Source organism: Flavobacterium lacus (assembly GCF_003268815.1).
Taxonomy (GTDB): domain Bacteria; phylum Bacteroidota; class Bacteroidia; order Flavobacteriales; family Flavobacteriaceae; genus Flavobacterium; species Flavobacterium lacus.
The window spans coordinates 19,019-42,709 of the sequence record NZ_QLSV01000012.1 but is presented as its reverse complement, the minus strand read 5'-3'; the positions used below and the strand labels follow the sequence as shown (position 1 = coordinate 42,709).

Here is a 23,691-nt window from a genome sequence, read left to right as displayed (position 1 = left end):
GGATTATCTTTGATATACTAAAAACTTGTTTTAAAACTAATGTGTACAATCGAATTGGAAAGTTTTATTTCTTGATTTCCAGTACTTCCGTTGGCATACACCAAATTAAAGAGTCCGTTTTTGGTTAATAGTCCAAAACCGAATCCCAAGCCTAGTAACGAATCACTCAAATCGGTTGTTTGGTCTTGAAAATAGCCATAATCAATAATGGAATGGAGGTACATTCCTGAAGTCAAAACATAGCGATATTCGGTTAGAATAGACGAAAATAAATTGCCTTGTAAACTGTTTTCATTAAAACCTCGAATCGAATTAATTCCGCCAAAGCGGTGTAATTCATTCACAATATAAGCCTCACTTTTGAGGTAATAATTTTGGGTTTTAAGGTGTAGAATGTTTTTTGCATTCAAATACAAGTTGTGCCTAAATTCTAGTTGACCATATAATTGACTTTGCGAATCGGTTTTAGAATCCCGACTTCCCAGACCAACTTTAACATCAAAGGCTGTTTTTTCGGGAAATAAAAAATCATCGGTTTTAAAATCGGTGTATTCAAATTGCCCTGTGACGAAGGAATTTTTAAAGTCACTAATAAAATTCGAATTGGTGTTTTGAATATCACTCGATTCTGTCGATTGATAGCCAAGATAAAACCTCGTGTTATAGGTAAAAAGATAGCCTAAATCAATTGAAGTGCGTGTATTTTGAAAAGTACTATCTTGTTTAAAAATTTGTAATTCTGTCTTTAACCCCAATGAACTTTTAAAAAGATAAGGAACCTGCAAATTCACATTAAACGTAGTTTGCTCGTTGCCATCGCTTTTCCAAAACATAGTAAACTGTTCGCCGGAATTTAAAAGATTGTGCAAAAGCAAATCAACATAACCGTTAAAATTTATTTTTCCGCCATCGTCGTTGTTAAAACCCACAAAACCATCAAAACGGTTGGCTTTGGCTTTTTCTAAATAAAGGTAAACTTTTGTAGAATCTTGCGTAAACAAAATTTCCGGATATTTTGTTTGCGTAACAAACCTAAAACTTTCTACCGTTTTATAGAGTTTTTCTAAATTGGTTTGGTTAAACGTTTGTTTAGTAAACATTTTTTTTAGGCTTTTCCGATGACTTTCCGGAAACTTTTCAAAACCTTCAATCACAATATCGTTCAAATTTCTTTGTTTGTTAGGCTTACTATTTAAATCGGCATAAAGCAAATTTTCTTGCGTTCTAAAATTCTCTAGTTTTAACTGAGCCAAAGAAAACCCTTTTGATTCCAAGCGTTTTAAAATCGAATTCATCAAAGGCTCTGCATTTTCAATAGGAAGCTTCAATAACCCATCAGTCACCTTAAAATCATCACTCAAATACGGCAACATTTCATCACCAATATATATATGTACGTGTGAAGTTTTTTCTCCCAGTCTAAATTCAAACAAAAAAGTAGAATCGTTTACCTTTCTATTGCTCAGGTTTTCATTTTCCAAGTAGCCAAATTCAAAAAGCTTTTTACTAAACAGTTTCGTTTCATCTATCACGCCTTTGGCATTTACAAATTGTTTGGCATAACCAATCGAATCCATTTTTTTTGTTTCTTCAATAGTAGAGCCTTCCATGGTTAAATAGACATTTTGAGCCTTTCCAAAACAGAAAAACAACAAGAAGAATACGATAAATAAAAGCCTTTTCAAAACCAATTTAATTTCGATAAAAGTAACGCAAAAAAAAGGAATATGGTATAGGGCCTATTTCCTGCTTTTCATTCCAAGCTTTTGATGTGCCGGAAAAAAGTTTCAAGTTTGCTTCGCCATTTGCTCTTTAGGCTCTTGTCAGGTTTCAAGTTCCTGCCTGAAACGTTCAACCTTGAAAAATTTTAAACATGCTTCGCTTTTTTACTAGCACACGGGTTTGATGGATTAAACAGGTTTTCACTGATTTGATTGCTTTGCAATAATGGACTTTATTGGATTCGTTTAGAGAACATTTTCTTCTTGTATAAATTCTCGAACTTGAAACCTGAAACAAAAAAACTTAGCTACTCAGCTACTCAGCCACTAAGCCACTCAAAAAAAAACCCAACTCAAACAAAATAAATAAATTATGATTTGTTTTACCAAAAAATATTACTACATTTGCAACCCCTTAAAATAGGGTAATTTTAAAAACATAGAAATTTTTAGTATTAATTATGCCAACAATTCAACAATTAGTAAGAACAGGGAGAGCCCAAGTAACTAAGAAGAGTAAATCGGCTGCTTTAGATTCTTGTCCTCAACGAAGAGGTGTATGTACTCGTGTTTACACAACGACTCCAAAAAAACCAAACTCAGCGATGAGAAAGGTAGCAAGGGTTCGTTTAACAAACGGAAACGAAGTAAATGCTTACATCCCGGGAGAAGGACACAATCTACAAGAGCACTCGATAGTATTAGTTAGAGGCGGAAGGGTAAAAGATTTACCAGGTGTTAGATACCATATCGTACGTGGTGCGTTAGATACTGCCGGAGTAGCAGGTCGTACGCAACGTCGTTCAAAATATGGAGCAAAACGTCCAAAACCAGGTCAACCAGCAGCACCCGCAAAGAAAAAGTAATTAGAAACTTTTAAAGAAAAGACATGAGAAAAAGACAGGCCAAAAAAAGACCTCTTTTACCAGATCCAAAATTCAATGATCAATTGGTAACACGTTTTGTAAACAACTTAATGTGGGATGGTAAAAAATCGACCGCTTTTAAAGTATTCTATGATGCTTTAGAAATAGTGGAAACAAAAAAGCAAGATGCTGAAAAATCTGCTTTAGAAGTATGGAAAGATGGTTTAACAAATGTTATGCCTCACGTAGAGGTTCGTTCACGTAGAGTGGGTGGAGCTACGTTCCAAATTCCAATGCAAATTCGTCCGGATAGAAAGATTTCTTACGCTATCAAATGGATGATTCTTTATGCAAGAAGAAGAAACGAAAAATCAATGGCAGCTAAATTAGCTTCAGAAATTTTAGCAGCAGCTAAAGAAGAAGGAGCAGCAGTTAAGAAAAGAATGGATACGCACAAAATGGCTGAGGCTAACAAAGCGTTCTCTCACTTTAGATTTTAATTCATAAGAAATGGCTAGAGATTTAAGATACACAAGAAATATCGGAATTGCAGCTCACATTGATGCAGGTAAAACTACAACAACGGAGCGTATTCTATTTTATACCGGAAAATCACACAAAATTGGTGAAGTGCACGATGGTGCTGCAACAATGGACTGGATGGCACAAGAGCAAGAAAGAGGAATTACGATTACTTCTGCTGCGACTACTTGTGAATGGAGTTTTCCAACAGAGCAAGGGAAACCTATGCCGGAATCAAAACCGTATCACTTCAATATTATTGATACTCCAGGACACGTTGACTTTACCGTTGAGGTAAATCGTTCGTTACGTGTATTGGATGGCTTAGTTTTCTTGTTTAGTGCTGTTGATGGTGTAGAGCCACAATCGGAGACTAACTGGAGACTTGCCGATCAATATAGAGTGCCTCGTATGGGGTTTGTTAATAAAATGGACCGTCAAGGATCAAACTTTTTGATGGTTTGTCAACAAGTTCGTGATATGTTAAAGTCTAACGCAGTTGCAATCACTTTACCAATTGGTGAAGAAAATGATTTCAAAGGTGTGGTAGATTTAGTGAAAAATCAAGCTATTGTATGGCATGATGAAACGCTAGGAGCTACTTTTGACATTGTCGATATCCCAGCGGATATGATTGACGAAGTGAAAGAATACAGAGATATCCTTATTGAAGCGGTTGCTGATTATGATGAAAACCTACTTGATAAATACATGGAAGATCCAGAATCTATCACTGAGGAAGAAATCAATAACGCATTGAGAGCTGCAACTATGGACATGGCTATCATTCCTATGATTGCAGGTTCTTCATTCAAGAACAAAGGTGTTCAATTCATGTTGGATGCTGTATGTAAATATTTGCCATCTCCCTTAGATAAAGAAGGTATTCAAGGTATTCACCCTGATGATCAAGATTTATTAGAAGAAGATCAAACCAAAATCTTACGTCGTCCTGATGTAAAAGAGCCGTTCGCAGCTTTAGCCTTTAAAATCGCTACCGATCCTTATGTTGGTCGTTTAGCTTTCTTCCGTGCTTATTCAGGTCGTTTAGATGCGGGGTCATATATTTTGAACACTCGTTCAGGAAATAAAGAAAGAATTTCTCGTATCTACCAAATGCACGCGAACAAACAAAACCCAATCGATTATATCGAGGCGGGTGATATTGGAGCAGCAGTTGGATTTAAAGATATCAAGACTGGAGATACAATGTGTGATGAAAAACACCCAATTATTCTTGAGTCAATGAAATTCCCAGCACCGGTAATTGGTATCGCTATCGAACCAAAAACGAAAGCTGACGTTGATAAAATGGGTATGGCTTTAGCTAAATTAGCTGAAGAAGATCCAACATTTACTGTACGAACAGACGAAGCTTCTGGTCAAACGATTATTTCAGGTATGGGTGAGTTACACTTAGACATTCTTGTCGATCGTATGAAAAGAGAATTTAAAGTTGAAGTGAACCAAGGTGAGCCTCAAGTTGAATACAAAGAAGCTTTCACAAAATCTGCTCAACACAGAGAAACGTATAAGAAGCAATCTGGAGGTCGTGGTAAATTTGGTGATATCGTATTCTTACTTGAGCCAGCTGATGCTGTTGATGGTAAAGTACCGGTAGGATTACAATTTGTCAACGCTGTTAAAGGTGGTAACGTTCCTAAAGAATATATACCATCTGTAGAAAAAGGATTTAGAGAAGCTATGAAAACGGGTCCATTAGCTGGATATCAAGTTGATAGTTTAAAAGTAACTTTATTGGACGGATCTTTCCACCCTGTGGATTCTGATGCTCTTTCTTTCGAATTAGCTGCAAGAATGGGTTACAGAGAAGTTGCTAAAGCTGCTGGAGCTGTTATTCTTGAGCCAATTATGAAAATGGAAGTTATTACACCAGAAGAAAACATGGGCGATATCGTAGGTGATATTAACCGTCGTAGAGGTCAGGTGAATGACATGGGAGATAGAAATGGTGCAAAAACTATTAAGGCTGATGTGCCGTTGTCTGAAATGTTTGGTTATGTAACTACTTTAAGAACATTGTCTTCAGGTAGAGCAACATCTACAATGGAATTTTCACATTACGAACAAACGCCAGCGAATATTTCAGAGGCAGTGATTAAAAAAGCAAAAGGAAACGCGTAATCTTTAAGAAAATGAGTCAAAAAATCAGAATAAAATTGAAATCTTACGATCACATGTTGGTTGATAAATCAGCTGAGAAAATCGTAAAAACGGTAAAAAGTACCGGAGCGGTGGTAACAGGGCCAATTCCATTACCAACGCACAAAAAAATATTCACCGTATTACGTTCTCCACACGTTAACAAAAAAGCGAGAGAGCAGTTTGAAGTGAGTTCATACAAACGATTGTTAGATATCTATTCTTCTTCTTCTAAAACTATTGATGCTCTAATGAAATTAGAGTTACCAAGTGGTGTAGAAGTTGAAATCAAAGTGTGATAAATGTACAAAGAGGAAAGTAGTAAGTGTTAAGGCATTCTCTTAACACTTATTGCTCTTTTCCTACTACAAAACAAAAAGAATTTTTTAATCATTTATAAATAGTTTAATATGTCTGGGTTAATTGGAAAAAAAATCGGCATGACTAGCATTTTCGACGAGAACGGGAAAAATATTCCTTGCACCGTGATTGAAGCGGGTCCATGTGTCGTTACCCAAGTCAGAACCAAAGCGGTTGACGGGTATGAAGCGTTTCAGCTTGGTTTCGATGACAAAACAGAAAAACACGCCACTAAAGCGGCCATAGGTCACTTTAAAAAAGCGGGAACTTCTGCTAAGAAAAAAGTCGTTGAATTCCAAGATTTTGAAACGGAGTATAAATTAGGTGATTTAGTCACTGTAGATCAATTCAGCGAGGGAGAATTCGTTGATGTACAAGGAGTATCTAAAGGTAAAGGTTTCCAAGGGGTTGTAAAGCGTCACGGTTTTGGTGGTGTTGGACAAGCTACACACGGACAACACAACCGATTAAGAGCACCAGGTTCTGTAGGAGCTTCTTCTTATCCATCTAGAGTATTCAAAGGAATGCGTATGGCAGGAAGAATGGGAGGAGACAATGTAACAATTCAAAACCTTAGAGTTTTAAAAGTAGTAGCAGACAAAAATTTGTTATTAGTTAAAGGATGCGTTCCTGGACACAAAAACTCTTATGTAATCATTCAGAAGTAATGGAAGTAAAAGTTTTAGATATCAACGGAAAAGAAACAGGTAGAAAAGTTCAACTTTCTGACGCTGTTTTCGCTATCGAGCCTAACAAACATGCTATCTATCTTGATGTAAAGCAATATCTTGCCAACCAAAGACAAGGTACGCATAAAGCAAAAGAAAGAGCGGAAGTAACAGGGAGTACTCGAAAAATTAAGAAACAAAAAGGAACGGGTACAGCTCGTGCCGGTAGTATAAAGAATCCATTGTTCAAAGGTGGGGGTAGAGTTTTCGGTCCAAGACCAAGAAGTTATTCTTTCAAATTGAACAAAACTTTAAAAAGATTAGCTCGTAAATCGGCCTTCTCTCAAAAAGTAAAAGATTCAGAATTAGTCGTAGTTGAAGATTTTAATTTCGAGACCCCAAGCACTAAGAATTTTATTACAGTTCTGAAAGCCTTAGGGTTAGAAAATAAAAAATCTTTAATTGTGTTGGGTGATACGAATAAAAATGTATATTTGTCGTCACGCAATTTAAAGGCTTCTAATGTGGTAACTAGCTCAGAATTAAGCACTTATGCGATATTAAACGCAAATAAATTAGTGCTTTTAGAGAGTTCTTTAGAAGGAATTGAAGAAAATTTAAGTAAATAATAGGCCATGAGTATCATAATTAAACCTATCATAACTGAAAAAATCACGAAGCAAAGTGAGTTAAACAATCGTTATGGTTTTGTAGTGGACAAGAAAGCAAACAAAATTCAAATCAGAAATGCTGTAGAAGCAACTTATGGAGTGAAAATTATTGCGATCAACACTATGAATGTTAGACCAGACCGTTCTGTAAAGTACACTAAAAGTGGAATGATTAGTGCTAAAACGAATTCTTTCAAGAAAGCAATCGTACAAGTACAAGAAGGAGAAACAATTGATTTTTACAACAATATCTAATAAGAAATGTCAGTTAGAAAATTAAAACCTATTACCCCGGGTCAGCGTTTTAGAGTTGTGAATGGTTTTGACGCCATCACGACTGATAAGCCGGAAAAGTCATTATTGGCACCGAAAAATAACTCAGGAGGTAGAAATAGTCAAGGAAAAATGACCATGCGTTATACAGGCGGTGGTCACAAGCAAAAGTATCGTATCATTGATTTTAAAAGAACTAAAGATGGAATTCCAGCTACGGTTAAATCAATTGAGTACGATCCAAACAGAACAGCATTTATCGCTTTGTTAGCTTATGCAGATGGTGCTAAAACCTATGTAATTGCACAAAATGGTTTAAATGTTGGTCAAACAGTAACTTCAGGTGAAGGTTCGGCTCCAGAAATTGGAAACGCCCTTCCTTTAAGTAAAATTCCATTAGGAACTGTTATTTCTTGTATTGAGTTACGTCCGGGTCAGGGAGCTATTATTGCTCGTTCGGCCGGAACATTTGCTCAATTAATGGCAAGAGATGGAAAATATGCCACTATCAAAATGCCTTCGGGCGAAACAAGATTAATCTTGTTGACTTGTATGGCTACTATTGGTGCAGTGTCTAACTCAGATCATCAGTTGATTGTTTCCGGTAAAGCGGGTCGATCTAGATGGTTAGGAAGAAGACCAAGAACAAGACCGGTTGCAATGAACCCTGTCGATCACCCAATGGGTGGTGGTGAAGGACGTTCTTCCGGAGGTCACCCACGCTCTAGAAACGGTATTCCTGCAAAAGGATACAGAACCCGTTCTAAAGTGAGCCCAAGTAATAAGTATATTGTTGAACGCAGAAAGAAATAATTAGATAGACATGGCACGTTCATTAAAAAAAGGACCATTTGTACATTACAAATTAGATAAAAAAGTTCTTGAAAATATCGAGAAATCAAGCAAAGCAGTGATCAAAACTTGGTCAAGAGCTTCGATGATTACACCGGATTTCGTAGGACAAACAATCGCAGTACACAATGGTCGTCAATTTGTTCCAGTTTATGTAACTGAAAACATGGTAGGACACAAGTTAGGAGAATTTTCACCAACACGATCATTTAGAGGTCATGCCGGTGCTAAAAATAAAGGTAAAAAATAAGAAGCAATGGGAGTTCGTAAAAGAGAAACAGCAGATGCGAGAAAAGAGGCTAATAAGTCGATTGCTTTCGCGAAATTGAATAACTGCCCTACTTCACCTAGAAAAATGCGCTTGGTTGCAGACTTGGTAAGAGGTCAGAAAGTGGAAAGAGCACTAAATTTATTACGATTTAGTCAAAAAGAAGCTTCAAGAAAACTAGAGAAGTTGTTGTTATCAGCTATTGCCAACTGGCAAGCTAAAAACGCAGAAGCTAGTATTGAAGAGGCAGCTTTATTTATAAAAGAGATCAGAGTTGACGGTGGAATGATGTTAAAAAGACTTCGTCCGGCTCCTCAAGGTCGTGCACACAGAATCAGAAAACGTTCTAATCACGTTACTATCGTGCTTGGAGCTAGTAATAACACACAAAGCAATTAATAAATAAGATGGGACAAAAGACAAATCCAATAGGAAACAGACTTGGGATCATCAGAGGATGGGATTCAAACTGGTATGGTGGAAATGATTACGGTGATAAAATTGCCGAAGATTATAAAATCAGAAAGTACATCCATGCTCGTTTATCAAAAGCTAGTGTATCAAAAGTAATCATCGAGAGAACTTTAAAACTTGTAACCGTTACTATCACTACGGCCAGACCTGGTATCATTATCGGAAAAGGTGGACAAGAGGTAGACAAGTTGAAAGAAGAACTTAAGAAAATTACAGACAAAGAGGTTCAAATCAACATCTTTGAAATTAAAAGACCTGAGTTAGACGCTTATTTAGTTGCAACAAGCATCGCTCGTCAAATCGAAAGCCGTATTTCATACCGAAGAGCTATTAAAATGGCTATTGCAGCAGCAATGCGTATGAATGCAGAAGGTATTAAAGTTTTGATTTCCGGTCGTTTGAATGGTGCTGAAATGGCACGTTCAGAAGGTTTCAAAGAAGGTAGAATTCCTCTATCAACTTTCAGAGCCGACATTGATTATGCTTTGGCTGAAGCTCACACTACTTATGGTAGAATGGGTATCAAAGTATGGATCATGAAAGGTGAAGTTTACGGAAAGAGAGACCTTTCTCCATTAGTAGGCATGGACAAAAAACAAGCCGGTGGTGGTGGAAACAAAGGTGGTGATGCTCCAAGAGGAGGAAAACCAAACGGAAAATCAAACCCACGTAAAAGAAAGTAATTTTTTAAATTAAAGAAAAATGTTACAGCCTAAAAGAACAAAATACCGTAAGGTACAAAAAGGTAGAATGAAAGGTGATTCTCAAAGAGGTCACGAGCTTTCAAATGGGATGTTCGGAATAAAATCAATGGATTCTTCGTTCTTAACTTCACGTCAAATCGAGGCGGCTCGTATTGCAGCTACTCGTTTTATGAAAAGAGAGGGACAATTATGGATCAAAATTTTCCCGGATAAACCAATCACAAAGAAGCCTCTTGAAGTACGTATGGGTAAAGGAAAAGGTGCAGTTGAATATTGGGCTGCCGTTGTTAAACCCGGAAGAATTATGTTTGAAGTAGGAGGAGTACCTTTGGCCGTTGCAAAAGAAGCATTACGCTTAGCAGCCCAAAAGCTTCCTGTAAAAACTAAGTTTGTAGTTGCTAGAGATTTCGAAGCATAATCTTATATACATTATGAAACAATCAGAAATTATAAGTCTATCTGTAGCTGAGTTAAAAGAACAACTTAGTCAGTCAAGAAAAACGTATGCCGACCTAAAAACGACTCATACTATATCTCCAATTCAAAATCCGCTTCAAATTAGAGCGATGAGAAGAACAATTGCGAGATTAGTTACTGAGCTAAGTAAAAGAGAGTTACAATAATTGTATTCTGCTGAAAGATGGAAGAAAAAAGAAATTTAAGAAAAGAGAGAATTGGTGTAGTTACTAGCAACAAAATGGAGAAATCTATCGTTGTTTCTGAAACAAGAAAAGTAAAACACCCGTTATACGGTAAGTTCGTGTTAAAAACAAAGAAATACGTTGCACACGACGAAACAAATGACTGTAACATTGGAGACACTGTAAGAATTAGCGAAACGCGTCCTTTAAGTAAGTTAAAATGTTGGAGATTAGTTGAAATCATTGAAAGAGCGAAGTAATTATGGTACAACAAGAATCTAGATTAAAAGTAGCAGATAACACTGGGGCAAAAGAAGTTTTGACTATCCGTGTTTTAGGAGGAACGAAACGTCGTTATGCCTCTGTTGGAGATAAAATTGTAGTGTCAATAAAAGACGCAACACCAAACGGAAACGTTAAGAAAGGTGCTGTATCTACTGCAGTTGTTGTACGCACCAAAAAAGAAGTGAGAAGAGCTGATGGATCTTATATCCGTTTTGACGATAACGCATGTGTATTGTTAAACGCGGCAGGTGAAATGAGAGGTACTCGTGTTTTTGGTCCGGTTGCAAGAGAACTTCGTGAAAAACAATTCATGAAAATTGTATCATTAGCACCAGAAGTGCTTTAATTCGATTAATGATGACAAAATTAAAAATTAAATCAGGAGATATTGTAAAAGTTATCGCAGGTGACCATAAAGGTACTGAAGGTAAAGTTTTACGTGTTTTCGTAGATGCAAATAAAGCGATTGTTGAAGGTACAAACATGGTTTCAGTTCACACGAAGCCAAGTGCAAAGAACCCTCAAGGAGGAATCGTAAAGAAAGAAGCTCCTATTCAAATATCAAACTTGTCTTTAATTGATCCAAAGTCAAAAAAAGCAACTAAAGTAGGGTATAAAGTAGAAGGAGATAAGAAAGTAAGATTTTCAAAAAAATCTAATCAAGTACTATAGTAATGGCTTATATCCCTAGACTAAAAGAAGAATATAGAAGCAGAGTTATTCCTGCTTTGAAAGAAGAGTTCGGTTATAAAAACGTAATGCAAGTTCCAAAACTTGAAAAAATCGTTTTAAGCCGTGGTGTCGGAGCTGCTGTATCAGACAAGAAATTGGTTGATTACGCAGTAGACGAGTTGACAAAAATCACAGGTCAAAAAGCTTTAGCGACGATTTCTAAGAAAGACGTTGCTGCCTTTAAATTAAGAAAAGGTATGCCGATTGGAGCCAAAGTAACTTTACGTGGTGAGCGTATGTATGAATTCTTAGACAGATTGATTACATCTTCATTGCCTCGTGTAAGGGATTTTGGTGGAATCAAAGCAACTGGTTTTGACGGTAGAGGTAATTATAATCTTGGTGTTTTAGAGCAAATCATTTTCCCAGAAATTGATATTGACAAAGTAAACAAAATTTCAGGAATGGATATTACTTTTGTAACAACGGCTAAAACCGATAAGGAAGCAAAATCATTATTAGCAGAATTAGGATTACCTTTTAAAAAGAATTAAGATATGGCTAAAGAATCAATGAAAGCCCGTGAGGTTAAGAGACAGAAAACGGTAGAAAAGTACGCTGAAAAAAGAAAAGCTTTATTAGAAGCCGGAGATTATGAAGGTTTACAAAAATTACCTAAGAATGCTTCACCGGTTCGTTTGCACAATCGTTGTAAATTAACAGGACGACCAAGAGGGTATATGAGACAATTCGGTCTTTCACGTGTAACATTTCGTGAAATGGCTAACCAAGGATTAATTCCAGGTGTAAAGAAAGCTAGCTGGTAGTTAGTTTATTTCAGCAGATAATTGTACATTTGCCAGCTTTTAGCGGGTAACGTACAATTATCTTCTTTAAAAAATGAGTTTAATGGTTTCAGGTTCAGCGGAATAGTTCTTCTGAAAACCGTTGCCAAAATTTTATAAATCAATATGTATACAGATCCTATTGCAGATTATCTAACAAGAGTTAGAAATGCGGTAATGGCTAATCACAAAGTGGTTGAAATTCCTGCCTCTAATCTTAAAAAAGAAATCACAAAGATTTTATTCGATCAAGGTTATATCCTAAGTTACAAGTTTGATGACAGTTCTGTTCAAGGAACCATCAAAATCGCCCTTAAGTACGACAAAGTTACTAAAGAGCCGGTAATTAGAGATATCCAAAGAATTAGTAAACCAGGTTTACGTAAGTACGCAGGTTCTTCAAACCTTCCAAGAATCCTTAACGGATTAGGAATTGCAATTGTTTCAACTTCAAAAGGTCTTATGACCGGAAAACAAGCGAAACAATTGAATGTTGGTGGAGAAGTAATTTGTTACGTATACTAATAAACAAGACTGAACGATGTCAAGAATAGGTAAAAATCCAGTTGAAATTCCATCAGGCGTTACGTTAGAAGTTAACGAAGGTGTAATTACAGTAAAAGGAAAATTAGGTCAACTAACACAGGAGTTTTCGGACGTAACTGTAAAGGTTGAAGACGGTCAAGTAATTGTGGAAAGATCATCTGACCACAAAGATCATAGAGCTAAACACGGTTTATACCGTTCATTAATCAGTAACATGATTAACGGCGTATCAAACGGTTTTACAAAAGAATTAGAGTTAGTAGGCGTAGGGTACAGAGCTTCTAATCAAGGTCAGAAGTTAGATCTTGCTTTAGGATTTTCGCACAATATCGTTTTAGAAATTGCTCCAGAAGTAAAATTGGAAACAGTTTCAGAAAAAGGTAAGAACCCAATCGTTAAGCTAACCTCTCACGATAAACAACTTTTAGGTCAGGTTGCCGCTAAAATTAGAGGTTTCCGTCGTCCAGAACCTTACAAAGGAAAAGGAGTTAAATTCGTAGGTGAAGTATTAAGAAGAAAAGCAGGTAAATCAGCTTAAAAAAGTAAGATTATGTCATTAACAAAATCTGATAGAAGACAGAGAATTAAGTTCAGAATTAGAAAGATTGTAAGCGGAACTGCTACTAAACCAAGACTTTCTGTATTCAGAAGCAATAAAGAAATCTACGCACAGTTAGTAGACGACGTAAACGGAGTAACCATTTTGGCCGCTTCCTCCAGAGAAAAAGGAGTAGATGCAAAAGGAACAAACGTAGACGTAGCTAACGCAGTAGGAAAACTAGTTGCTGAAAAAGCATTGAAAGCTGGTATAGATACAGTAACTTTCGACAGAGGAGGCTACTTATACCACGGTCGTATTAAATCATTAGCAGAAGGAGCGAGAGCTGCCGGACTTAAATTCTAAGAAATTATGTATAACAAATACAAAAATGTAGAGTTAGTAAAACCTAGTGGTCTTGAATTAAAAGATCGTTTGGTAAGTGTAAATCGTGTTACCAAAGTAACAAAAGGTGGTAGAGCATTTGGTTTTTCTGCTATTGTTGTGGTTGGTGATGAAAACGGAGTAGTTGGACACGGATTAGGAAAATCTAAAGACGTATCAGAAGCAATCGCTAAGGCTGTTGAAGATGCTAAGAAAAATTTAGTAAAAATTCCTTTAAGTGGTCAGTCAGTTCCTCACGAACAAAAAGGAAAATTTGGTGGAGCTCGTGTATTCTTAATGCCTGCCTCTCATGGTACAGGGGTTATTGCTGGTGGTGCTGTTCGTTCGGTACTTGAATCAGTTGGAATTCACGATGTATTATCAAAATCTCAAGGATCTTCAAATCCTCACAACGTAGTAAAAGCAACTTTTGATGCTTTACTTCAAATGAGAAGTGCTTATACAGTGTCTAAGCAAAGAGGAATTTCTTTAGAGAAAGTATTTAAAGGTTAATATACAAGGAAATTATGTCAAAGATTTTAGTAAAACAAGTAAAAAGTCAAATCAACTGTCCTCTAACACAAAAGAGAACATTGGTTTCCTTGGGTCTTAAAAGATTAGGACAAGTAGTAGAGCATGAAAATTCATCTGCTATCCTTGGTATGGTAAATAAAGTTAAACACTTAGTTTCTGTAGAAGAAACTAAATAACACTATTCAAAATGAATTTAAGTAACTTACAACCAGCTGAAGGTTCAACGCACAATCAAAATAAACGATTAGGTAGAGGAGAAGGTTCCGGAAAAGGTGGTACTGCGTCACGTGGACACAAAGGAGCAAAATCTCGTTCTGGTTATTCTAAAAAGATTGGTTTTGAAGGTGGTCAAATGCCACTTCAAAGACGTGTGCCTAAGTTTGGATTTAAAAATATCAATCGAGTAGATTATCAAGGAATTAACCTTGATACTTTACAAGCTTTAGTGGATAACGGAACAGTAACTGATACAGTAGATTTTTCTGTAATCATCGAAAACCGTTTGGCGACTAAAAACGAATTGGTAAAAGTATTAGGTCGAGGTGAATTAAAAGCGAAATTAAAAGTAACCGCTCACAAATTTACAGCAACTGCTAAAGCCGCTATCGAAGCAGCCGGTGGAGAAGCCGTAACTTTATAATTTACTGACTGTATGAAGAAATTTTTTGAAACACTCGCAAACGTATGGAAAATTGAAGAACTCAAGAATAGGATTCTTATCACTCTTGGGTTACTTTTAGTTTATCGTTTTGGAGCACAGGTTACTTTACCGGGAATCGATGCAACTAAGTTGGAAGGCTTAGCATCGCAAACAGATCAAGGAATCGGATCGATTCTTAATATGTTTACCGGAGGAGCATTTTCTCAGGCATCGGTTTTTGCTTTGGGTATTATGCCCTACATTTCTGCATCGATTGTGGTGCAATTAATGGGAATCGCAGTTCCTTATTTACAAAAACTGCAAAAGGACGGTGAGAGTGGTAGAAAGAAAATTAATCAAATTACACGTTGGTTAACTATTGCCATCACTTTGGTACAAGGTCCGGGTTATATCTATAATCTTTACAGAACTTTGCCAGGTGACGCATTTTTATTAGGATTTAATTCCTTTTCGTTCTTATTTTCAGCAGTTCTTATCCTTGTTACAGGTACAATTTTTGCCATGTGGTTAGGAGAAAAAATTACCGATAAAGGTATTGGAAATGGAATCTCTTTGTTGATTATGGTGGGTATTATTGCCCGTTTGCCGGAAGCGTTTATACAAGAGTTTGTTTCTACCGTAACACAAGATCAAGGAGGTTTGGTAAAATTAGTATTTGAAGTAATTCTTTGGTTATTAATTATCGTTGCCAGTGTTTTATTGGTCATGGCCGTTAGAAAAATACCTGTACAATATGCCAGAAGAACAGCCGGTGGCGATTTTGAACAAGATATGATGGGTGGCAATCGACAGTTCATTCCGTTGAAGCTTAATGCTTCGGGAGTTATGCCAATCATTTTTGCGCAAGCTATCATGTTTATTCCTGCTGCAGTAGCCGGTCTTTCAAGTTCTGAAACCGCTCAATCCGTTACAGGAGCTTTCAGTGATATGTTTGGTTTATGGTATAACATTGTTTTTGCCTTGTTAATTATAGTATTTACTTATTTTTACACTGCAATTACAGTACCTACTAACAAAATGGCTGATGATTTAAAGAGAAGTGGTGGTTTTATACCCGGTGTTCGACCCGGATTAGAGACCTCTGATTTCTTAGACAAAGTGATGTCTTTAATCACACTACCCGGCTCACTATTTTTAGCTCTTATTGCAGTATTTCCTGCGGTAGTAGTAAACTTGATGGGTGTTCAACAGAACTGGGGAATGTTTTTTGGAGGTACATCCTTATTAATTATGGTTGGCGTTGCAATTGATACTATGCAACAAGTGAATTCATACTTGTTGAATAGACATTATGATGGTTTAATGAAATCGGGTAAAAATAGAAAAGCAGTAGCTTAATTTTTATGGCAAAACAATCAGCAATAGAACAAGACGGATCAATTATTGAGGCATTATCCAATGCAATGTTCCGTGTAGAATTAGAAAATGGTCACGTAGTGATTGCTCATATTTCCGGTAAGATGCGAATGCATTACATCAAATTATTACCTGGTGATAAAGTGAAATTGGAAATGAGCCCTTACGACCTGACAAAAGCAAGAATTACTTATAGATATTAAAGCTATTTCACAATGAAAGTAAGAGCATCAGTAAAGAAAAGAAGTGCCGAATGCGTTATTGTACGCAGAAAAGGCAGATTGTACGTTATTAACAAAAAGAATCCTAGATTTAAACAAAGACAAGGATAATTATGGCAAGAATCGCAGGGGTAGATATACCTAAAAACAAAAGAGGAGTTATTGCTTTAACTTATATCTTCGGAGTAGGAAAAAGCAGAGCTATTGAGATTTTAGAAAAAGCTCAAGTTAGTCAAGACAAGAAAGTTCAAGATTGGAATGATGACGAAATCGGAGGAATCCGTGACGCCGTATCATACTACAAAATTGAAGGAGAATTGCGTTCAGAAGTGTCACTACACATCAAACGTCTTATGGACATTGGATGTTATAGAGGAATTCGTCACAGATCCGGTCTTCCATTAAGAGGACAAAGAACTAAAAACAATTCCAGAACAAGAAAAGGTAAACGAAAAACTGTTGCTAACAAGAAAAAAGCAACTAAATAATAAGTAATATGGCTAAAGCAACAGCAAAAAAACGTAAAGTTATCGTTGAATCAACGGGTGAAGCTCATATTAATGCAACTTTTAACAACATTATTATTTCACTTACTAACAAAAAAGGTGAAGTAATTTCTTGGTCTTCTGCCGGTAAAATGGGTTTCAGAGGATCTAAAAAGAACACACCTTATGCCGCTCAAATGGCAGCAGAGGATTGTTCAAAAGTAGCACTAGAGGCAGGTTTAAAGAAAGTTAAAGTGTATGTGAAAGGACCAGGAAACGGACGTGAGTCTGCTATCCGTTCTATCCACAACGGTGGAATTGAAGTGACTGAAATTATCGACGTTACACCAATGCCACACAACGGATGTAGACCTCCAAAAAGAAGAAGAGTTTAATGATTAACTGATTCATTTCAGTTCTTTATAATTTTTATTAAGTATAACCCAAGGTAGAGCTCGATTATCGAAGGATTTGACCTGAATTCATAATCACTACCTTAAAACAATTTAAAATGGCAAGATATACTGGTCCAAAAACTAAAATAGCTCGTAAATTTGGCGAAGCTATATTCGGAGAAGACAAAGCCTTCGAAAAAAGAAATTACCCTCCAGGGCAACACGGTTTAGCTAAGCGAAGAGGTAAAAAATCTGAATATGCAGTTCAGTTAATGGAAAAGCAAAAAGCGAAGTACACTTACGGAATTCTTGAAAAACAATTCAGAAACTTATTTGAAAAAGCAGCAGCATCAAAAGGGGTAACCGGTGAAATCCTTTTACAACTTTGCGAAGCTCGTTTAGACAACGTGGTTTACAGAATGGGTGTAGCTCCATCAAGAAGAGCAGCTCGTCAAATCGTTGGACACAGACACATCACTGTAAACGGTGAAATCGTGAATGTTCCATCCTACCACCTAAAACCAGGTGATAAAGTTGCTATTCGTGAAAAATCTAAATCAGTTGAAGCTATCAATGCTTCTTTAGCTAATGCTAGTAAAGTTTACGAGTGGATTACATGGAATAATGATACTAAAGAAGGTACATTTGTAACTGTTCCACAACGTTTACAAATCCCTGAAAACATTAAAGAACAACTAATCGTTGAGTTATACAACAAATAATAATTGACAGAAGTCGTAATTATGGCAATATTTAATTTTCAGAAGCCCGATAAAGTTATCATGATCGATTCAACCGATTTTGAAGGTAAGTTTGAATTCAGACCTTTAGAACCTGGTTACGGATTGACTGTTGGTAACGCACTTAGAAGAGTTTTGCTTTCCGCTCTTGAAGGATATGCTATTACATCTGTTCGTATTGAAGGTGTAGATCATGAGTTTTCTACCATCTCCGGAGTTGTAGAAGATGTAACCGAAATTATTTTGAACTTAAAACAAGTTCGTTTCAAACGTCAAATCGAAGATGTTGACAATGAAACCGTTACTATCTCTCTTTCCGGAAAAGAACAAATTACTGCTGGTGATTTTCAAAAATTTATTTCAGGTTTTCAAGTTTTAAACCCTGAATTGGTCATCTGTAACCTAGACGCAAAAGTTAACATCAACATGGAGTTAACTATTGAAAAAGGTAGAGGATATGTTCCTGCAGAAGAAAACAAAAAACAAAACGCAGCCATCGGAACCATTTTCACTGATTCTATTTTTACACCGATTAAGAATGTAAAATATGCCATTGAAAACTTCCGTGTTGAGCAAAAAACAGATTATGAAAAATTGGTTTTCGAAATCAAAACCGATGGTTCAATCAATCCAAAAGATGCTTTAACTGAAGCTGCTAAAGTTTTAATTCACCACTTTATGTTGTTCTCAGACGAAAGAATTACCTTGGAAGCTGATGAAATTGCACAAACAGAATCCTACGATGAGGAATCATTGCACATGAGACAATTGCTTAAAACTAAGTTGGTTGACATGGATCTTTCTGTAAGAGCGTTAAATTGTTTGAAAGCGGCAGAAGTTGATACCTTAGGTGACTTAGTGTCATTCAATAAAAACGACTTAATGAAATTCCGTAATTTCGGTAAGAAATCATTGACCGAGCTTGATGAGCTTGTAGCAATCAAAAACTTACATTTCGGAATGGATTTGTCAAAATATAAACTAGATAAAGAATAAATTACTTCATATTTTGCTCTCCAAAGCGGATAGATGCAAGATGAAGTATTAAAAAACACGTCATGAGACACGGAAAAAAATTCAACCATTTAAGCAGACAACAAGGTCATAGACGATCAATGTTGGCTAACATGGCTTGTTCATTAATTGAGCACAAGCGAATCAATACAACAGTTGCTAAAGCCAAAGCTTTGAAACAATTTGTTGAGCCTTTGATTACAAAATCAAAAGAAGATACTACACACAACAGACGTACTGTTTTCGCTTATTTGAGAGATAAAAACGGTGTTACCGAACTTTTCAGAGAAGTAGCAGCTAAAGTGGGTGACCGTCCAGGTGGTTACACACGTATTATCAAATTAGGAAATCGTTTGGGCGATAACGCGGATATGGCGATGATCGAACTAGTAGACTTCAACGAATTATACAACGGAGGTAAAAGAGAAGAGAAAAAAGCAAAAAGCCGTCGTGGTGGAAAAGCTAAGAAAACCGAAGCTGTTGCTCCAGAAGCAAAAGCACCGGAAGCTCCAGCTGCTGATTCAGCTCCAACAACCGAAGCTGCTGAATAATGAAATTCAGTATCAAATAATAAAAAAGGATAAACTTTCGAGTTTGTCCTTTTTTTTTGATTAAAGCTGAATTTATTTTAGTTTCTGAAGCGAATGGCTTGGGCTTTTTCAGGAAACCATGTTCCCGCTTTCCGCTCTATCTTTCGTTCCGCAAGCTACACAAAAGGATACTGCTGCAACCTGCCTGCCGGCAGGCAGGTCGGGGCTAAAAAGTAAACCATAAAAAGAAAGTGCCAAGAATAAAAATCAATAAATTAAGAACTTACGGTTACACCTGACAGGTTTCAAAAACGAAAATATAAATTGAACTTAAACTAGAAGTCAATCCTTCATGTAACTTAATTTCTTACTGGTTCAACTAATATAAAAACTTATTTGCCTTATCTGTTTAAAAAAATGTCAACCATAAAAAACTCAGCCACTCAGCATCTCAGAAAAAAAACTTTCCCAAATTCAGAAATTAAACTAAATTTGCACAACAACACACAACCATGAACTACACCACACGACAACCCGCCATTTTGTTACTCTCAGATGGCACGATTTTTCACGGAAAATCAATCGGAATCAGCGGAACGACCTTTGGCGAAGTCTGCTTCAATACCGGAATGACCGGCTACCAAGAAATCTTTACCGACCCCTCTTATTTTGGTCAAATAATGGTGGCTACCAATGCACACATTGGAAATTACGGCGTAAACGACCAAGAAATCGAATCTGATTCCATTAAAATTAGGGGATTAGTCTGCAAAAATTTCAGTTTCAACTATTCCAGACCCGGTGCAGCCGGAAGTCTATACAGCTACTTCGAAAAACAAAACTTAATCGCCATTTCCGATGTTGATACAAGAGCTTTAGTTAGCTATATTCGCGATAACGGTGCTCAAAACGCTGTTATCTGTACTGACGGAACGCATATTGACGAACTGAAACATCAATTGGGGAATGTTCCTGATATGAAAGGATTGGAGTTAGCCTCTACCGTTTCAACCAAAGCACCTTATTTCTTTGGCGACGAAAACGCAACTTACAAAATTTCAGCGGTAGACTTGGGCATTAAAACCAATATTCTTCGCAATCTAGCTAAACGAGATTGCTACATTAAAGTATTTCCCTACAACGCCTCGTATGCTGATTTACAAAGTTTCCATCCTGATGGTTACTTTTTGTCCAACGGTCCCGGCGATCCGGAACCATTGACCAGTGTAATCGAAGTGGCCAAACAAATCATCGCCGACAATCAACCACTATTCGGAATCTGTCTTGGTCATCAAATCATTGGTTTGGCCAACGGCATTTCAACCTATAAAATGTTCAATGGTCACCGGGGAATCAATCATCCTGTAAAAAACCTACTTACCGGAAAAGGAGAAATCACTTCGCAAAACCACGGATTTGCTGTAGTAAGAGAAGAACTCGAAAAACATCCCGATTTAGAAATCACGCACGAACACCTCAACGACGGCACTGTAGCCGGCATGCGAATGAAATCGAAGAATTGCTTCTCGGTGCAATATCATCCTGAGGCAAGTCCCGGACCGCACGATTCATCCTATTTGTTTGATGATTTTATTTCCAACATAAAAAATGCAAGCTTACAAGAAGCATAAATTCAACAGAGCCTGACAGTTTTATAAATTGTCAGGCCTTTTTTTATACTAAAACGTTTGCGTTTATAACTTTCTCAATTTATATAAAAATCCAAATTTAGAATCGTTAAATTTGTGTATCATTCAAAAAAAGTAACTAAAAAATAATAAATAAACAGAATTATGAGTATTATTATCAAAGTACATGCAAGACAAATCCTTGATTCAAGAGGAAATCCAACGATAGAAGTGGATGTGATTACCGAAAACGGAGTTTTAGGAAGAGCAGCCGTTCCATCGGGAGCTTCAACCGGCGAACACGAAGCAGTTGAGTTACGTGACGGCGGAAAAGCATACATGGGAAAAGGGGTATTGAAAGCGGTAGATAACGTCAATACAATTATCGCCGAAGAAATCGTTGGCATGTCCGTTTTTGAACAAAACCAAATCGACAAAACGATGATTGAATTGGATGGTACACCCAATAAATCAAACTTAGGTGCTAATGCCATTTTAGGGGTTTCATTGGCCGTTGCCAAAGCAGCCGCTAACGAATTGGGAATGCCATTATACCGTTATGTAGGTGGTGTTTCCGCAAACACGTTACCAGTTCCGATGATGAACATTATCAACGGTGGTTCACATTCCGATGCTCCGATTGCGTTTCAGGAATTCATGATTATGCCTGTAAAAGCAACTAGTTTCACGCATGCCATGCAAATGGGAACAGAGATATTTCACAACCTTAAAAAAGTATTACACGACCGTCATTTGTCGACAGCAGTTGGTGATGAAGGAGGTTTTGCACCGAATTTACCGGGTGGAACAGAAGATGCCTTGGATTCTATCAAATTGGCGGTTGAAAATGCAGGATACACGTTTGGCGATGATGTAATGATTGCCTTAGATTGTGCTGCTGCCGAATTTTATGTAAACGGAAATTACGATTACAAAAAATTTGAAGGCGAAACCGGAAAAATCAGAACTTCGGCTGAACAAGCGGAATATTTAGCTGAATTAGCGTCCAACTACCCAATTATTTCCATCGAAGACGGAATGGACGAAAACGACTGGGACGGGTGGAAATACTTAACCGACCTTATCGGCGATAAAGTGCAATTAGTAGGAGACGATTTATTTGTAACCAACGTGCAACGTTTATCAACAGGAATTCAAAAAGGAATTGCTAATTCCATTTTAGTAAAAGTAAACCAAATCGGAACGTTAACCGAAACCATTGCTGCTGTAAACATGGCACACAATGCCGGTTATACTTCAGTCATGTCTCACCGTTCCGGAGAAACAGAAGACAATACCATTGCTGATTTAGCCGTTGCTTTAAACTGTGGTCAAATTAAAACCGGTTCCGCTTCGCGTTCAGACCGTATGGCAAAATACAATCAATTGCTTCGCATTGAGGAAGAATTAGGAGAAGTAGCTTACTTCCCCGGATTGAATGCTTTTAAGCAAAAAAAATAAGTCGATTATAAAGAACAAGCCCGGATATTCCGGGCTTTTTTTATGCTTATTGTTTTGCGAGTTCTTCTTTTATTTTATAAAGTAGAATAATCTGTAGAATCGTGAGTGGAATGAGTAAGAAAACACCAATTAGAAATAGAAACACAACAATAAATGTTGCTCCGGTTACAATTAGAACTATTCCGGTTAACGTAGGTAAATTTTTCTCTACATGCGATTTCAGTCTTAAAACGCCAATTCCATTCAATACATAAGCACATCCAAAAATAATGGATAAAACCACCAAGAAATATTCTTCGGTATCGAGCGGATTATACCATGTAAAAACATCAAAAACATAACCCATTCCGAAAGTGAAAATGGCAACGATCGAACTTATTCGCAATAAATAGTTTGAAAAAATAGTTCCACTTACAACAAATCCGGTATATAAGAATACCATGCTAACCAATGAAATCATTTTTACGGAAATGTAAATCGATGTTGATGCTTTCACCGTCTTGAAATCTTCTATATCAAGGTCAAAATAAACTTCTATAAAACCGATAAAAAAGTAAATTATTCCGGCAATGATGGCTAGATTTAAAGCCAAAAGTTGGTTTTTTGAAACACACCAATTACGCTTCTCTTCGTCGGGAAATAATGCTTTTATGTTTTCCAAATTATAATCCAGCGCAGCCAAAATAGTTTTGATTGTAAAACTTCTGGGTGTTACTTCGCCCGCTTCAATGCGTTGGATTGTTCGAACACTAATGTTGCATTTATCCACAAGTTCTTCTTGTGTAAGTCCTTTTTCGTTGCGTAAGTTGGTAATGATCTTACCTAGTTCCGGTTGTTTCATGAGGTGATGATTTAATTTTAGGCAATAGTACAACCCTTCTTTTTTTGTTGCAATTATTTGAGTAGAAATTGACCCGCCATTTACCCGCCATTTAAAATAATATACTGCACCTCTTAGCATTGAGGATGCATCAATAAATTAAATCTTACACTAAAAGAAAACAAGACATAATTAAATTTAATTAGTGTTGTAACATGTGTAAAAAATTAAATAATTTTTTGCTTATCGTTGAGTTTTATAAGTAAAAACATTCAAAATAGTCTAAATTTATCAACACGAAAACGTTTTCGCTGCCTTGATTTTTTCGCTACCTGTTTTATTAATGTAAATTAATTATTAATTTAGTGGTTATTTTTAGCTTAAAAAGTTAAC

Annotated in this window: 36 protein-coding genes; 34 read left to right on the top strand and 2 right to left on the bottom strand. The window is 36.6% G+C overall.

The features are described 5' to 3' along the window. Positions 1-17 precede the first annotated feature (17 nt). Positions 18-1,685: a BamA/TamA family outer membrane protein gene (locus tag B0I10_RS11900; protein WP_245942990.1), complete on the bottom strand. Its 1,668-nt coding sequence runs from the start codon at positions 1,683-1,685 to the stop codon at positions 18-20. Between the two features lie 497 nt (positions 1,686-2,182). Here B0I10_RS11900 and rpsL point away from each other — a divergent pair, with 497 nt between their 5' ends. The 34 genes from rpsL (at position 2,183) to eno (ending at position 22,478) form a co-directional block, all read left to right on the top strand. Then, positions 2,183-2,587 carry a 30S ribosomal protein S12 gene (gene rpsL / locus B0I10_RS11895; protein WP_026710319.1) on the top strand — a complete coding sequence of 135 codons (405 nt, stop codon included), beginning with the start codon at positions 2,183-2,185 and terminating at the stop codon, positions 2,585-2,587. 23 nt (positions 2,588-2,610) lie between these two features. Beyond that, positions 2,611-3,087, top strand: coding sequence for a 30S ribosomal protein S7 (rpsG, locus tag B0I10_RS11890; RefSeq protein ID WP_112086735.1), 477 nt, complete (start codon positions 2,611-2,613; stop codon positions 3,085-3,087). Positions 3,088-3,097: 10 nt separating this feature from the next. Beyond that, positions 3,098-5,254, top strand: a complete 2,157-nt coding sequence (fusA, locus tag B0I10_RS11885) for an elongation factor G (protein WP_112086734.1) — start codon at positions 3,098-3,100, stop codon at positions 5,252-5,254. 11 nt (positions 5,255-5,265) lie between these two features. Then, a complete protein-coding gene (gene rpsJ, locus B0I10_RS11880) occupies positions 5,266-5,571 on the top strand; it encodes a 30S ribosomal protein S10 (protein ID WP_026710316.1) in 306 nt (101 codons plus the stop codon). A 111-nt stretch (positions 5,572-5,682) separates the two neighbouring features. Continuing rightward, positions 5,683-6,300, top strand: a complete 618-nt coding sequence (gene rplC, locus B0I10_RS11875; protein WP_112086733.1) for a 50S ribosomal protein L3 — start codon at positions 5,683-5,685, stop codon at positions 6,298-6,300. Further along, on the top strand, positions 6,300-6,929 hold the full coding sequence (rplD, locus tag B0I10_RS11870) for a 50S ribosomal protein L4 (RefSeq protein ID WP_112086732.1): 630 nt from the start codon (positions 6,300-6,302) through the stop codon (positions 6,927-6,929). Before rplC ends, rplD begins: the two co-directional genes overlap by 1 nt. 6 nt (positions 6,930-6,935) lie before the next feature. Continuing rightward, positions 6,936-7,226 carry a 50S ribosomal protein L23 gene (rplW, locus tag B0I10_RS11865; protein ID WP_112086731.1) on the top strand — a complete coding sequence of 97 codons (291 nt, stop codon included), beginning with the start codon at positions 6,936-6,938 and terminating at the stop codon, positions 7,224-7,226. A 6-nt stretch (positions 7,227-7,232) separates the two neighbouring features. After that, positions 7,233-8,057, top strand: a complete 825-nt coding sequence (gene rplB / locus B0I10_RS11860) for a 50S ribosomal protein L2 (RefSeq protein WP_112086730.1) — start codon at positions 7,233-7,235, stop codon at positions 8,055-8,057. A gap of 10 nt (positions 8,058-8,067) precedes the next feature. After that, positions 8,068-8,346, top strand: coding sequence for a 30S ribosomal protein S19 (gene rpsS, locus B0I10_RS11855; RefSeq protein WP_112086729.1), 279 nt, complete (start codon positions 8,068-8,070; stop codon positions 8,344-8,346). A 6-nt stretch (positions 8,347-8,352) separates the two neighbouring features. Beyond that, the gene (rplV, locus tag B0I10_RS11850; protein WP_112086728.1) at positions 8,353-8,763 is read left to right on the top strand and encodes a 50S ribosomal protein L22; all 411 of its coding nucleotides are present in this window, start codon (positions 8,353-8,355) and stop codon (positions 8,761-8,763) included. An 8-nt stretch (positions 8,764-8,771) separates the two neighbouring features. Beyond that, positions 8,772-9,521 (top strand): 30S ribosomal protein S3, encoded by a 750-nt coding sequence (gene rpsC, locus B0I10_RS11845; RefSeq protein ID WP_112086727.1) that lies wholly within the window; start codon positions 8,772-8,774, stop codon positions 9,519-9,521. A 19-nt stretch (positions 9,522-9,540) separates the two neighbouring features. Next, positions 9,541-9,960, top strand: coding sequence for a 50S ribosomal protein L16 (gene rplP / locus B0I10_RS11840; RefSeq protein WP_112086726.1), 420 nt, complete (start codon positions 9,541-9,543; stop codon positions 9,958-9,960). 13 nt (positions 9,961-9,973) lie between these two features. After that, complete coding sequence (gene rpmC, locus B0I10_RS11835) at positions 9,974-10,165, top strand: 50S ribosomal protein L29 (protein WP_112086725.1); 192 nt, start codon at positions 9,974-9,976, stop codon at positions 10,163-10,165. 17 nt (positions 10,166-10,182) lie between these two features. After that, positions 10,183-10,443, top strand: a complete 261-nt coding sequence (gene rpsQ / locus B0I10_RS11830) for a 30S ribosomal protein S17 (RefSeq protein WP_112086724.1) — start codon at positions 10,183-10,185, stop codon at positions 10,441-10,443. Between the two features lie 2 nt (positions 10,444-10,445). Next, entirely contained in the window at positions 10,446-10,814 is a 369-nt protein-coding gene (rplN, locus tag B0I10_RS11825) for a 50S ribosomal protein L14 (RefSeq protein ID WP_007803649.1), read from the top strand. 11 nt (positions 10,815-10,825) lie between these two features. Beyond that, on the top strand, positions 10,826-11,140 hold the full coding sequence (gene rplX / locus B0I10_RS11820) for a 50S ribosomal protein L24 (protein ID WP_112086796.1): 315 nt from the start codon (positions 10,826-10,828) through the stop codon (positions 11,138-11,140). 2 nt (positions 11,141-11,142) lie between these two features. After that, positions 11,143-11,694, top strand: coding sequence for a 50S ribosomal protein L5 (gene rplE, locus B0I10_RS11815; protein ID WP_112086723.1), 552 nt, complete (start codon positions 11,143-11,145; stop codon positions 11,692-11,694). A 3-nt stretch (positions 11,695-11,697) separates the two neighbouring features. Further along, positions 11,698-11,967 carry a 30S ribosomal protein S14 gene (gene rpsN / locus B0I10_RS11810; RefSeq protein ID WP_112086722.1) on the top strand — a complete coding sequence of 90 codons (270 nt, stop codon included), beginning with the start codon at positions 11,698-11,700 and terminating at the stop codon, positions 11,965-11,967. Between the two features lie 144 nt (positions 11,968-12,111). After that, positions 12,112-12,510 carry a 30S ribosomal protein S8 gene (rpsH, locus tag B0I10_RS11805; RefSeq protein WP_112086721.1) on the top strand — a complete coding sequence of 133 codons (399 nt, stop codon included), beginning with the start codon at positions 12,112-12,114 and terminating at the stop codon, positions 12,508-12,510. 16 nt (positions 12,511-12,526) lie between these two features. Beyond that, positions 12,527-13,069, top strand: coding sequence for a 50S ribosomal protein L6 (gene rplF / locus B0I10_RS11800; protein ID WP_112086720.1), 543 nt, complete (start codon positions 12,527-12,529; stop codon positions 13,067-13,069). Positions 13,070-13,081: 12 nt separating this feature from the next. Further along, positions 13,082-13,435 (top strand): 50S ribosomal protein L18, encoded by a 354-nt coding sequence (rplR, locus tag B0I10_RS11795; RefSeq protein WP_112086719.1) that lies wholly within the window; start codon positions 13,082-13,084, stop codon positions 13,433-13,435. A 6-nt stretch (positions 13,436-13,441) separates the two neighbouring features. Continuing rightward, the gene (gene rpsE / locus B0I10_RS11790) at positions 13,442-13,966 is read left to right on the top strand and encodes a 30S ribosomal protein S5 (RefSeq protein ID WP_112086718.1); all 525 of its coding nucleotides are present in this window, start codon (positions 13,442-13,444) and stop codon (positions 13,964-13,966) included. A 14-nt stretch (positions 13,967-13,980) separates the two neighbouring features. Continuing rightward, positions 13,981-14,163, top strand: coding sequence for a 50S ribosomal protein L30 (rpmD, locus tag B0I10_RS11785; RefSeq protein WP_112086717.1), 183 nt, complete (start codon positions 13,981-13,983; stop codon positions 14,161-14,163). An 11-nt stretch (positions 14,164-14,174) separates the two neighbouring features. Then, complete coding sequence (rplO, locus tag B0I10_RS11780; protein ID WP_112086716.1) at positions 14,175-14,627, top strand: 50S ribosomal protein L15; 453 nt, start codon at positions 14,175-14,177, stop codon at positions 14,625-14,627. A 12-nt stretch (positions 14,628-14,639) separates the two neighbouring features. Further along, positions 14,640-15,986 (top strand): preprotein translocase subunit SecY, encoded by a 1,347-nt coding sequence (gene secY / locus B0I10_RS11775; protein WP_112086715.1) that lies wholly within the window; start codon positions 14,640-14,642, stop codon positions 15,984-15,986. A gap of 5 nt (positions 15,987-15,991) precedes the next feature. Next, positions 15,992-16,207 carry a translation initiation factor IF-1 gene (gene infA / locus B0I10_RS11770; RefSeq protein ID WP_112086714.1) on the top strand — a complete coding sequence of 72 codons (216 nt, stop codon included), beginning with the start codon at positions 15,992-15,994 and terminating at the stop codon, positions 16,205-16,207. A gap of 12 nt (positions 16,208-16,219) precedes the next feature. Continuing rightward, entirely contained in the window at positions 16,220-16,336 is a 117-nt protein-coding gene (gene ykgO, locus B0I10_RS11765; RefSeq protein WP_084139925.1) for a type B 50S ribosomal protein L36, read from the top strand. A 2-nt stretch (positions 16,337-16,338) separates the two neighbouring features. Further along, positions 16,339-16,713, top strand: coding sequence for a 30S ribosomal protein S13 (rpsM, locus tag B0I10_RS11760; RefSeq protein ID WP_112086713.1), 375 nt, complete (start codon positions 16,339-16,341; stop codon positions 16,711-16,713). 8 nt (positions 16,714-16,721) lie between these two features. Further along, positions 16,722-17,105, top strand: coding sequence for a 30S ribosomal protein S11 (gene rpsK / locus B0I10_RS11755; RefSeq protein ID WP_112086712.1), 384 nt, complete (start codon positions 16,722-16,724; stop codon positions 17,103-17,105). Positions 17,106-17,221: 116 nt separating this feature from the next. Further along, positions 17,222-17,827 carry a 30S ribosomal protein S4 gene (gene rpsD, locus B0I10_RS11750; RefSeq protein WP_112086711.1) on the top strand — a complete coding sequence of 202 codons (606 nt, stop codon included), beginning with the start codon at positions 17,222-17,224 and terminating at the stop codon, positions 17,825-17,827. Positions 17,828-17,848: 21 nt separating this feature from the next. Then, on the top strand, positions 17,849-18,841 hold the full coding sequence (locus B0I10_RS11745) for a DNA-directed RNA polymerase subunit alpha (protein ID WP_112086710.1): 993 nt from the start codon (positions 17,849-17,851) through the stop codon (positions 18,839-18,841). 62 nt (positions 18,842-18,903) lie between these two features. Beyond that, positions 18,904-19,410: a 50S ribosomal protein L17 gene (gene rplQ / locus B0I10_RS11740; RefSeq protein WP_112086709.1), complete on the top strand. Its 507-nt coding sequence runs from the start codon at positions 18,904-18,906 to the stop codon at positions 19,408-19,410. Between the two features lie 491 nt (positions 19,411-19,901). Continuing rightward, positions 19,902-21,020 carry a glutamine-hydrolyzing carbamoyl-phosphate synthase small subunit gene (gene carA, locus B0I10_RS11735; RefSeq protein WP_112086708.1) on the top strand — a complete coding sequence of 373 codons (1,119 nt, stop codon included), beginning with the start codon at positions 19,902-19,904 and terminating at the stop codon, positions 21,018-21,020. Positions 21,021-21,182: 162 nt separating this feature from the next. Then, the gene (eno, locus tag B0I10_RS11730) at positions 21,183-22,478 is read left to right on the top strand and encodes a phosphopyruvate hydratase (protein WP_112086707.1); all 1,296 of its coding nucleotides are present in this window, start codon (positions 21,183-21,185) and stop codon (positions 22,476-22,478) included. A 46-nt stretch (positions 22,479-22,524) separates the two neighbouring features. On the opposite strand, the gene B0I10_RS11725 is transcribed toward eno, so the two are convergent. Continuing rightward, entirely contained in the window at positions 22,525-23,319 is a 795-nt protein-coding gene (locus B0I10_RS11725; protein WP_181456949.1) for a helix-turn-helix domain-containing protein, read from the bottom strand. Positions 23,320-23,691: the final 372 nt, after the last annotated feature.

What these genes read in the sequence shown, in the direction of transcription:
- rpsH (WP_112086721.1), top strand. Translation starts at nt 12,112, where the DNA reads ATGTATACAGATCCTATTGCAGATTATCTAACAAGAGTTAGAAATGCG.
- B0I10_RS11745 (WP_112086710.1), top strand. Translation starts at nt 17,849, where the DNA reads ATGGCAATATTTAATTTTCAGAAGCCCGATAAAGTTATCATGATCGAT.
- rplF (WP_112086720.1), top strand. Translation starts at nt 12,527, where the DNA reads ATGTCAAGAATAGGTAAAAATCCAGTTGAAATTCCATCAGGCGTTACG.
- rpsM (WP_112086713.1), top strand. Translation starts at nt 16,339, where the DNA reads ATGGCAAGAATCGCAGGGGTAGATATACCTAAAAACAAAAGAGGAGTT.
- eno (WP_112086707.1), top strand. Translation starts at nt 21,183, where the DNA reads ATGAGTATTATTATCAAAGTACATGCAAGACAAATCCTTGATTCAAGA.
- carA (WP_112086708.1), top strand. Translation starts at nt 19,902, where the DNA reads ATGAACTACACCACACGACAACCCGCCATTTTGTTACTCTCAGATGGC.
- rplX (WP_112086796.1), top strand. Translation starts at nt 10,826, where the DNA reads ATGACAAAATTAAAAATTAAATCAGGAGATATTGTAAAAGTTATCGCA.
- rpsG (WP_112086735.1), top strand. Translation starts at nt 2,611, where the DNA reads ATGAGAAAAAGACAGGCCAAAAAAAGACCTCTTTTACCAGATCCAAAA.
- rplN (WP_007803649.1), top strand. Translation starts at nt 10,446, where the DNA reads ATGGTACAACAAGAATCTAGATTAAAAGTAGCAGATAACACTGGGGCA.
- rplD (WP_112086732.1), top strand. Translation starts at nt 6,300, where the DNA reads ATGGAAGTAAAAGTTTTAGATATCAACGGAAAAGAAACAGGTAGAAAA.
- rplP (WP_112086726.1), top strand. Translation starts at nt 9,541, where the DNA reads ATGTTACAGCCTAAAAGAACAAAATACCGTAAGGTACAAAAAGGTAGA.
- infA (WP_112086714.1), top strand. Translation starts at nt 15,992, where the DNA reads ATGGCAAAACAATCAGCAATAGAACAAGACGGATCAATTATTGAGGCA.
- rpsC (WP_112086727.1), top strand. Translation starts at nt 8,772, where the DNA reads ATGGGACAAAAGACAAATCCAATAGGAAACAGACTTGGGATCATCAGA.
- rpsJ (WP_026710316.1), top strand. Translation starts at nt 5,266, where the DNA reads ATGAGTCAAAAAATCAGAATAAAATTGAAATCTTACGATCACATGTTG.
- rplE (WP_112086723.1), top strand. Translation starts at nt 11,143, where the DNA reads ATGGCTTATATCCCTAGACTAAAAGAAGAATATAGAAGCAGAGTTATT.
- rplC (WP_112086733.1), top strand. Translation starts at nt 5,683, where the DNA reads ATGTCTGGGTTAATTGGAAAAAAAATCGGCATGACTAGCATTTTCGAC.
- rpsS (WP_112086729.1), top strand. Translation starts at nt 8,068, where the DNA reads ATGGCACGTTCATTAAAAAAAGGACCATTTGTACATTACAAATTAGAT.
- rpsE (WP_112086718.1), top strand. Translation starts at nt 13,442, where the DNA reads ATGTATAACAAATACAAAAATGTAGAGTTAGTAAAACCTAGTGGTCTT.
- rpsK (WP_112086712.1), top strand. Translation starts at nt 16,722, where the DNA reads ATGGCTAAAGCAACAGCAAAAAAACGTAAAGTTATCGTTGAATCAACG.
- rpsD (WP_112086711.1), top strand. Translation starts at nt 17,222, where the DNA reads ATGGCAAGATATACTGGTCCAAAAACTAAAATAGCTCGTAAATTTGGC.
- rplR (WP_112086719.1), top strand. Translation starts at nt 13,082, where the DNA reads ATGTCATTAACAAAATCTGATAGAAGACAGAGAATTAAGTTCAGAATT.
- rpsQ (WP_112086724.1), top strand. Translation starts at nt 10,183, where the DNA reads ATGGAAGAAAAAAGAAATTTAAGAAAAGAGAGAATTGGTGTAGTTACT.
- fusA (WP_112086734.1), top strand. Translation starts at nt 3,098, where the DNA reads ATGGCTAGAGATTTAAGATACACAAGAAATATCGGAATTGCAGCTCAC.
- rplV (WP_112086728.1), top strand. Translation starts at nt 8,353, where the DNA reads ATGGGAGTTCGTAAAAGAGAAACAGCAGATGCGAGAAAAGAGGCTAAT.
- rpmC (WP_112086725.1), top strand. Translation starts at nt 9,974, where the DNA reads ATGAAACAATCAGAAATTATAAGTCTATCTGTAGCTGAGTTAAAAGAA.
- rplW (WP_112086731.1), top strand. Translation starts at nt 6,936, where the DNA reads ATGAGTATCATAATTAAACCTATCATAACTGAAAAAATCACGAAGCAA.
- rpsN (WP_112086722.1), top strand. Translation starts at nt 11,698, where the DNA reads ATGGCTAAAGAATCAATGAAAGCCCGTGAGGTTAAGAGACAGAAAACG.
- secY (WP_112086715.1), top strand. Translation starts at nt 14,640, where the DNA reads ATGAAGAAATTTTTTGAAACACTCGCAAACGTATGGAAAATTGAAGAA.
- rpmD (WP_112086717.1), top strand. Translation starts at nt 13,981, where the DNA reads ATGTCAAAGATTTTAGTAAAACAAGTAAAAAGTCAAATCAACTGTCCT.
- rpsL (WP_026710319.1), top strand. Translation starts at nt 2,183, where the DNA reads ATGCCAACAATTCAACAATTAGTAAGAACAGGGAGAGCCCAAGTAACT.
- rplQ (WP_112086709.1), top strand. Translation starts at nt 18,904, where the DNA reads ATGAGACACGGAAAAAAATTCAACCATTTAAGCAGACAACAAGGTCAT.
- rplO (WP_112086716.1), top strand. Translation starts at nt 14,175, where the DNA reads ATGAATTTAAGTAACTTACAACCAGCTGAAGGTTCAACGCACAATCAA.
- ykgO (WP_084139925.1), top strand. Translation starts at nt 16,220, where the DNA reads ATGAAAGTAAGAGCATCAGTAAAGAAAAGAAGTGCCGAATGCGTTATT.
- rplB (WP_112086730.1), top strand. Translation starts at nt 7,233, where the DNA reads ATGTCAGTTAGAAAATTAAAACCTATTACCCCGGGTCAGCGTTTTAGA.
- B0I10_RS11725 (WP_181456949.1), bottom strand. Translation starts at nt 23,319, where the DNA reads ATGAAACAACCGGAACTAGGTAAGATCATTACCAACTTACGCAACGAA.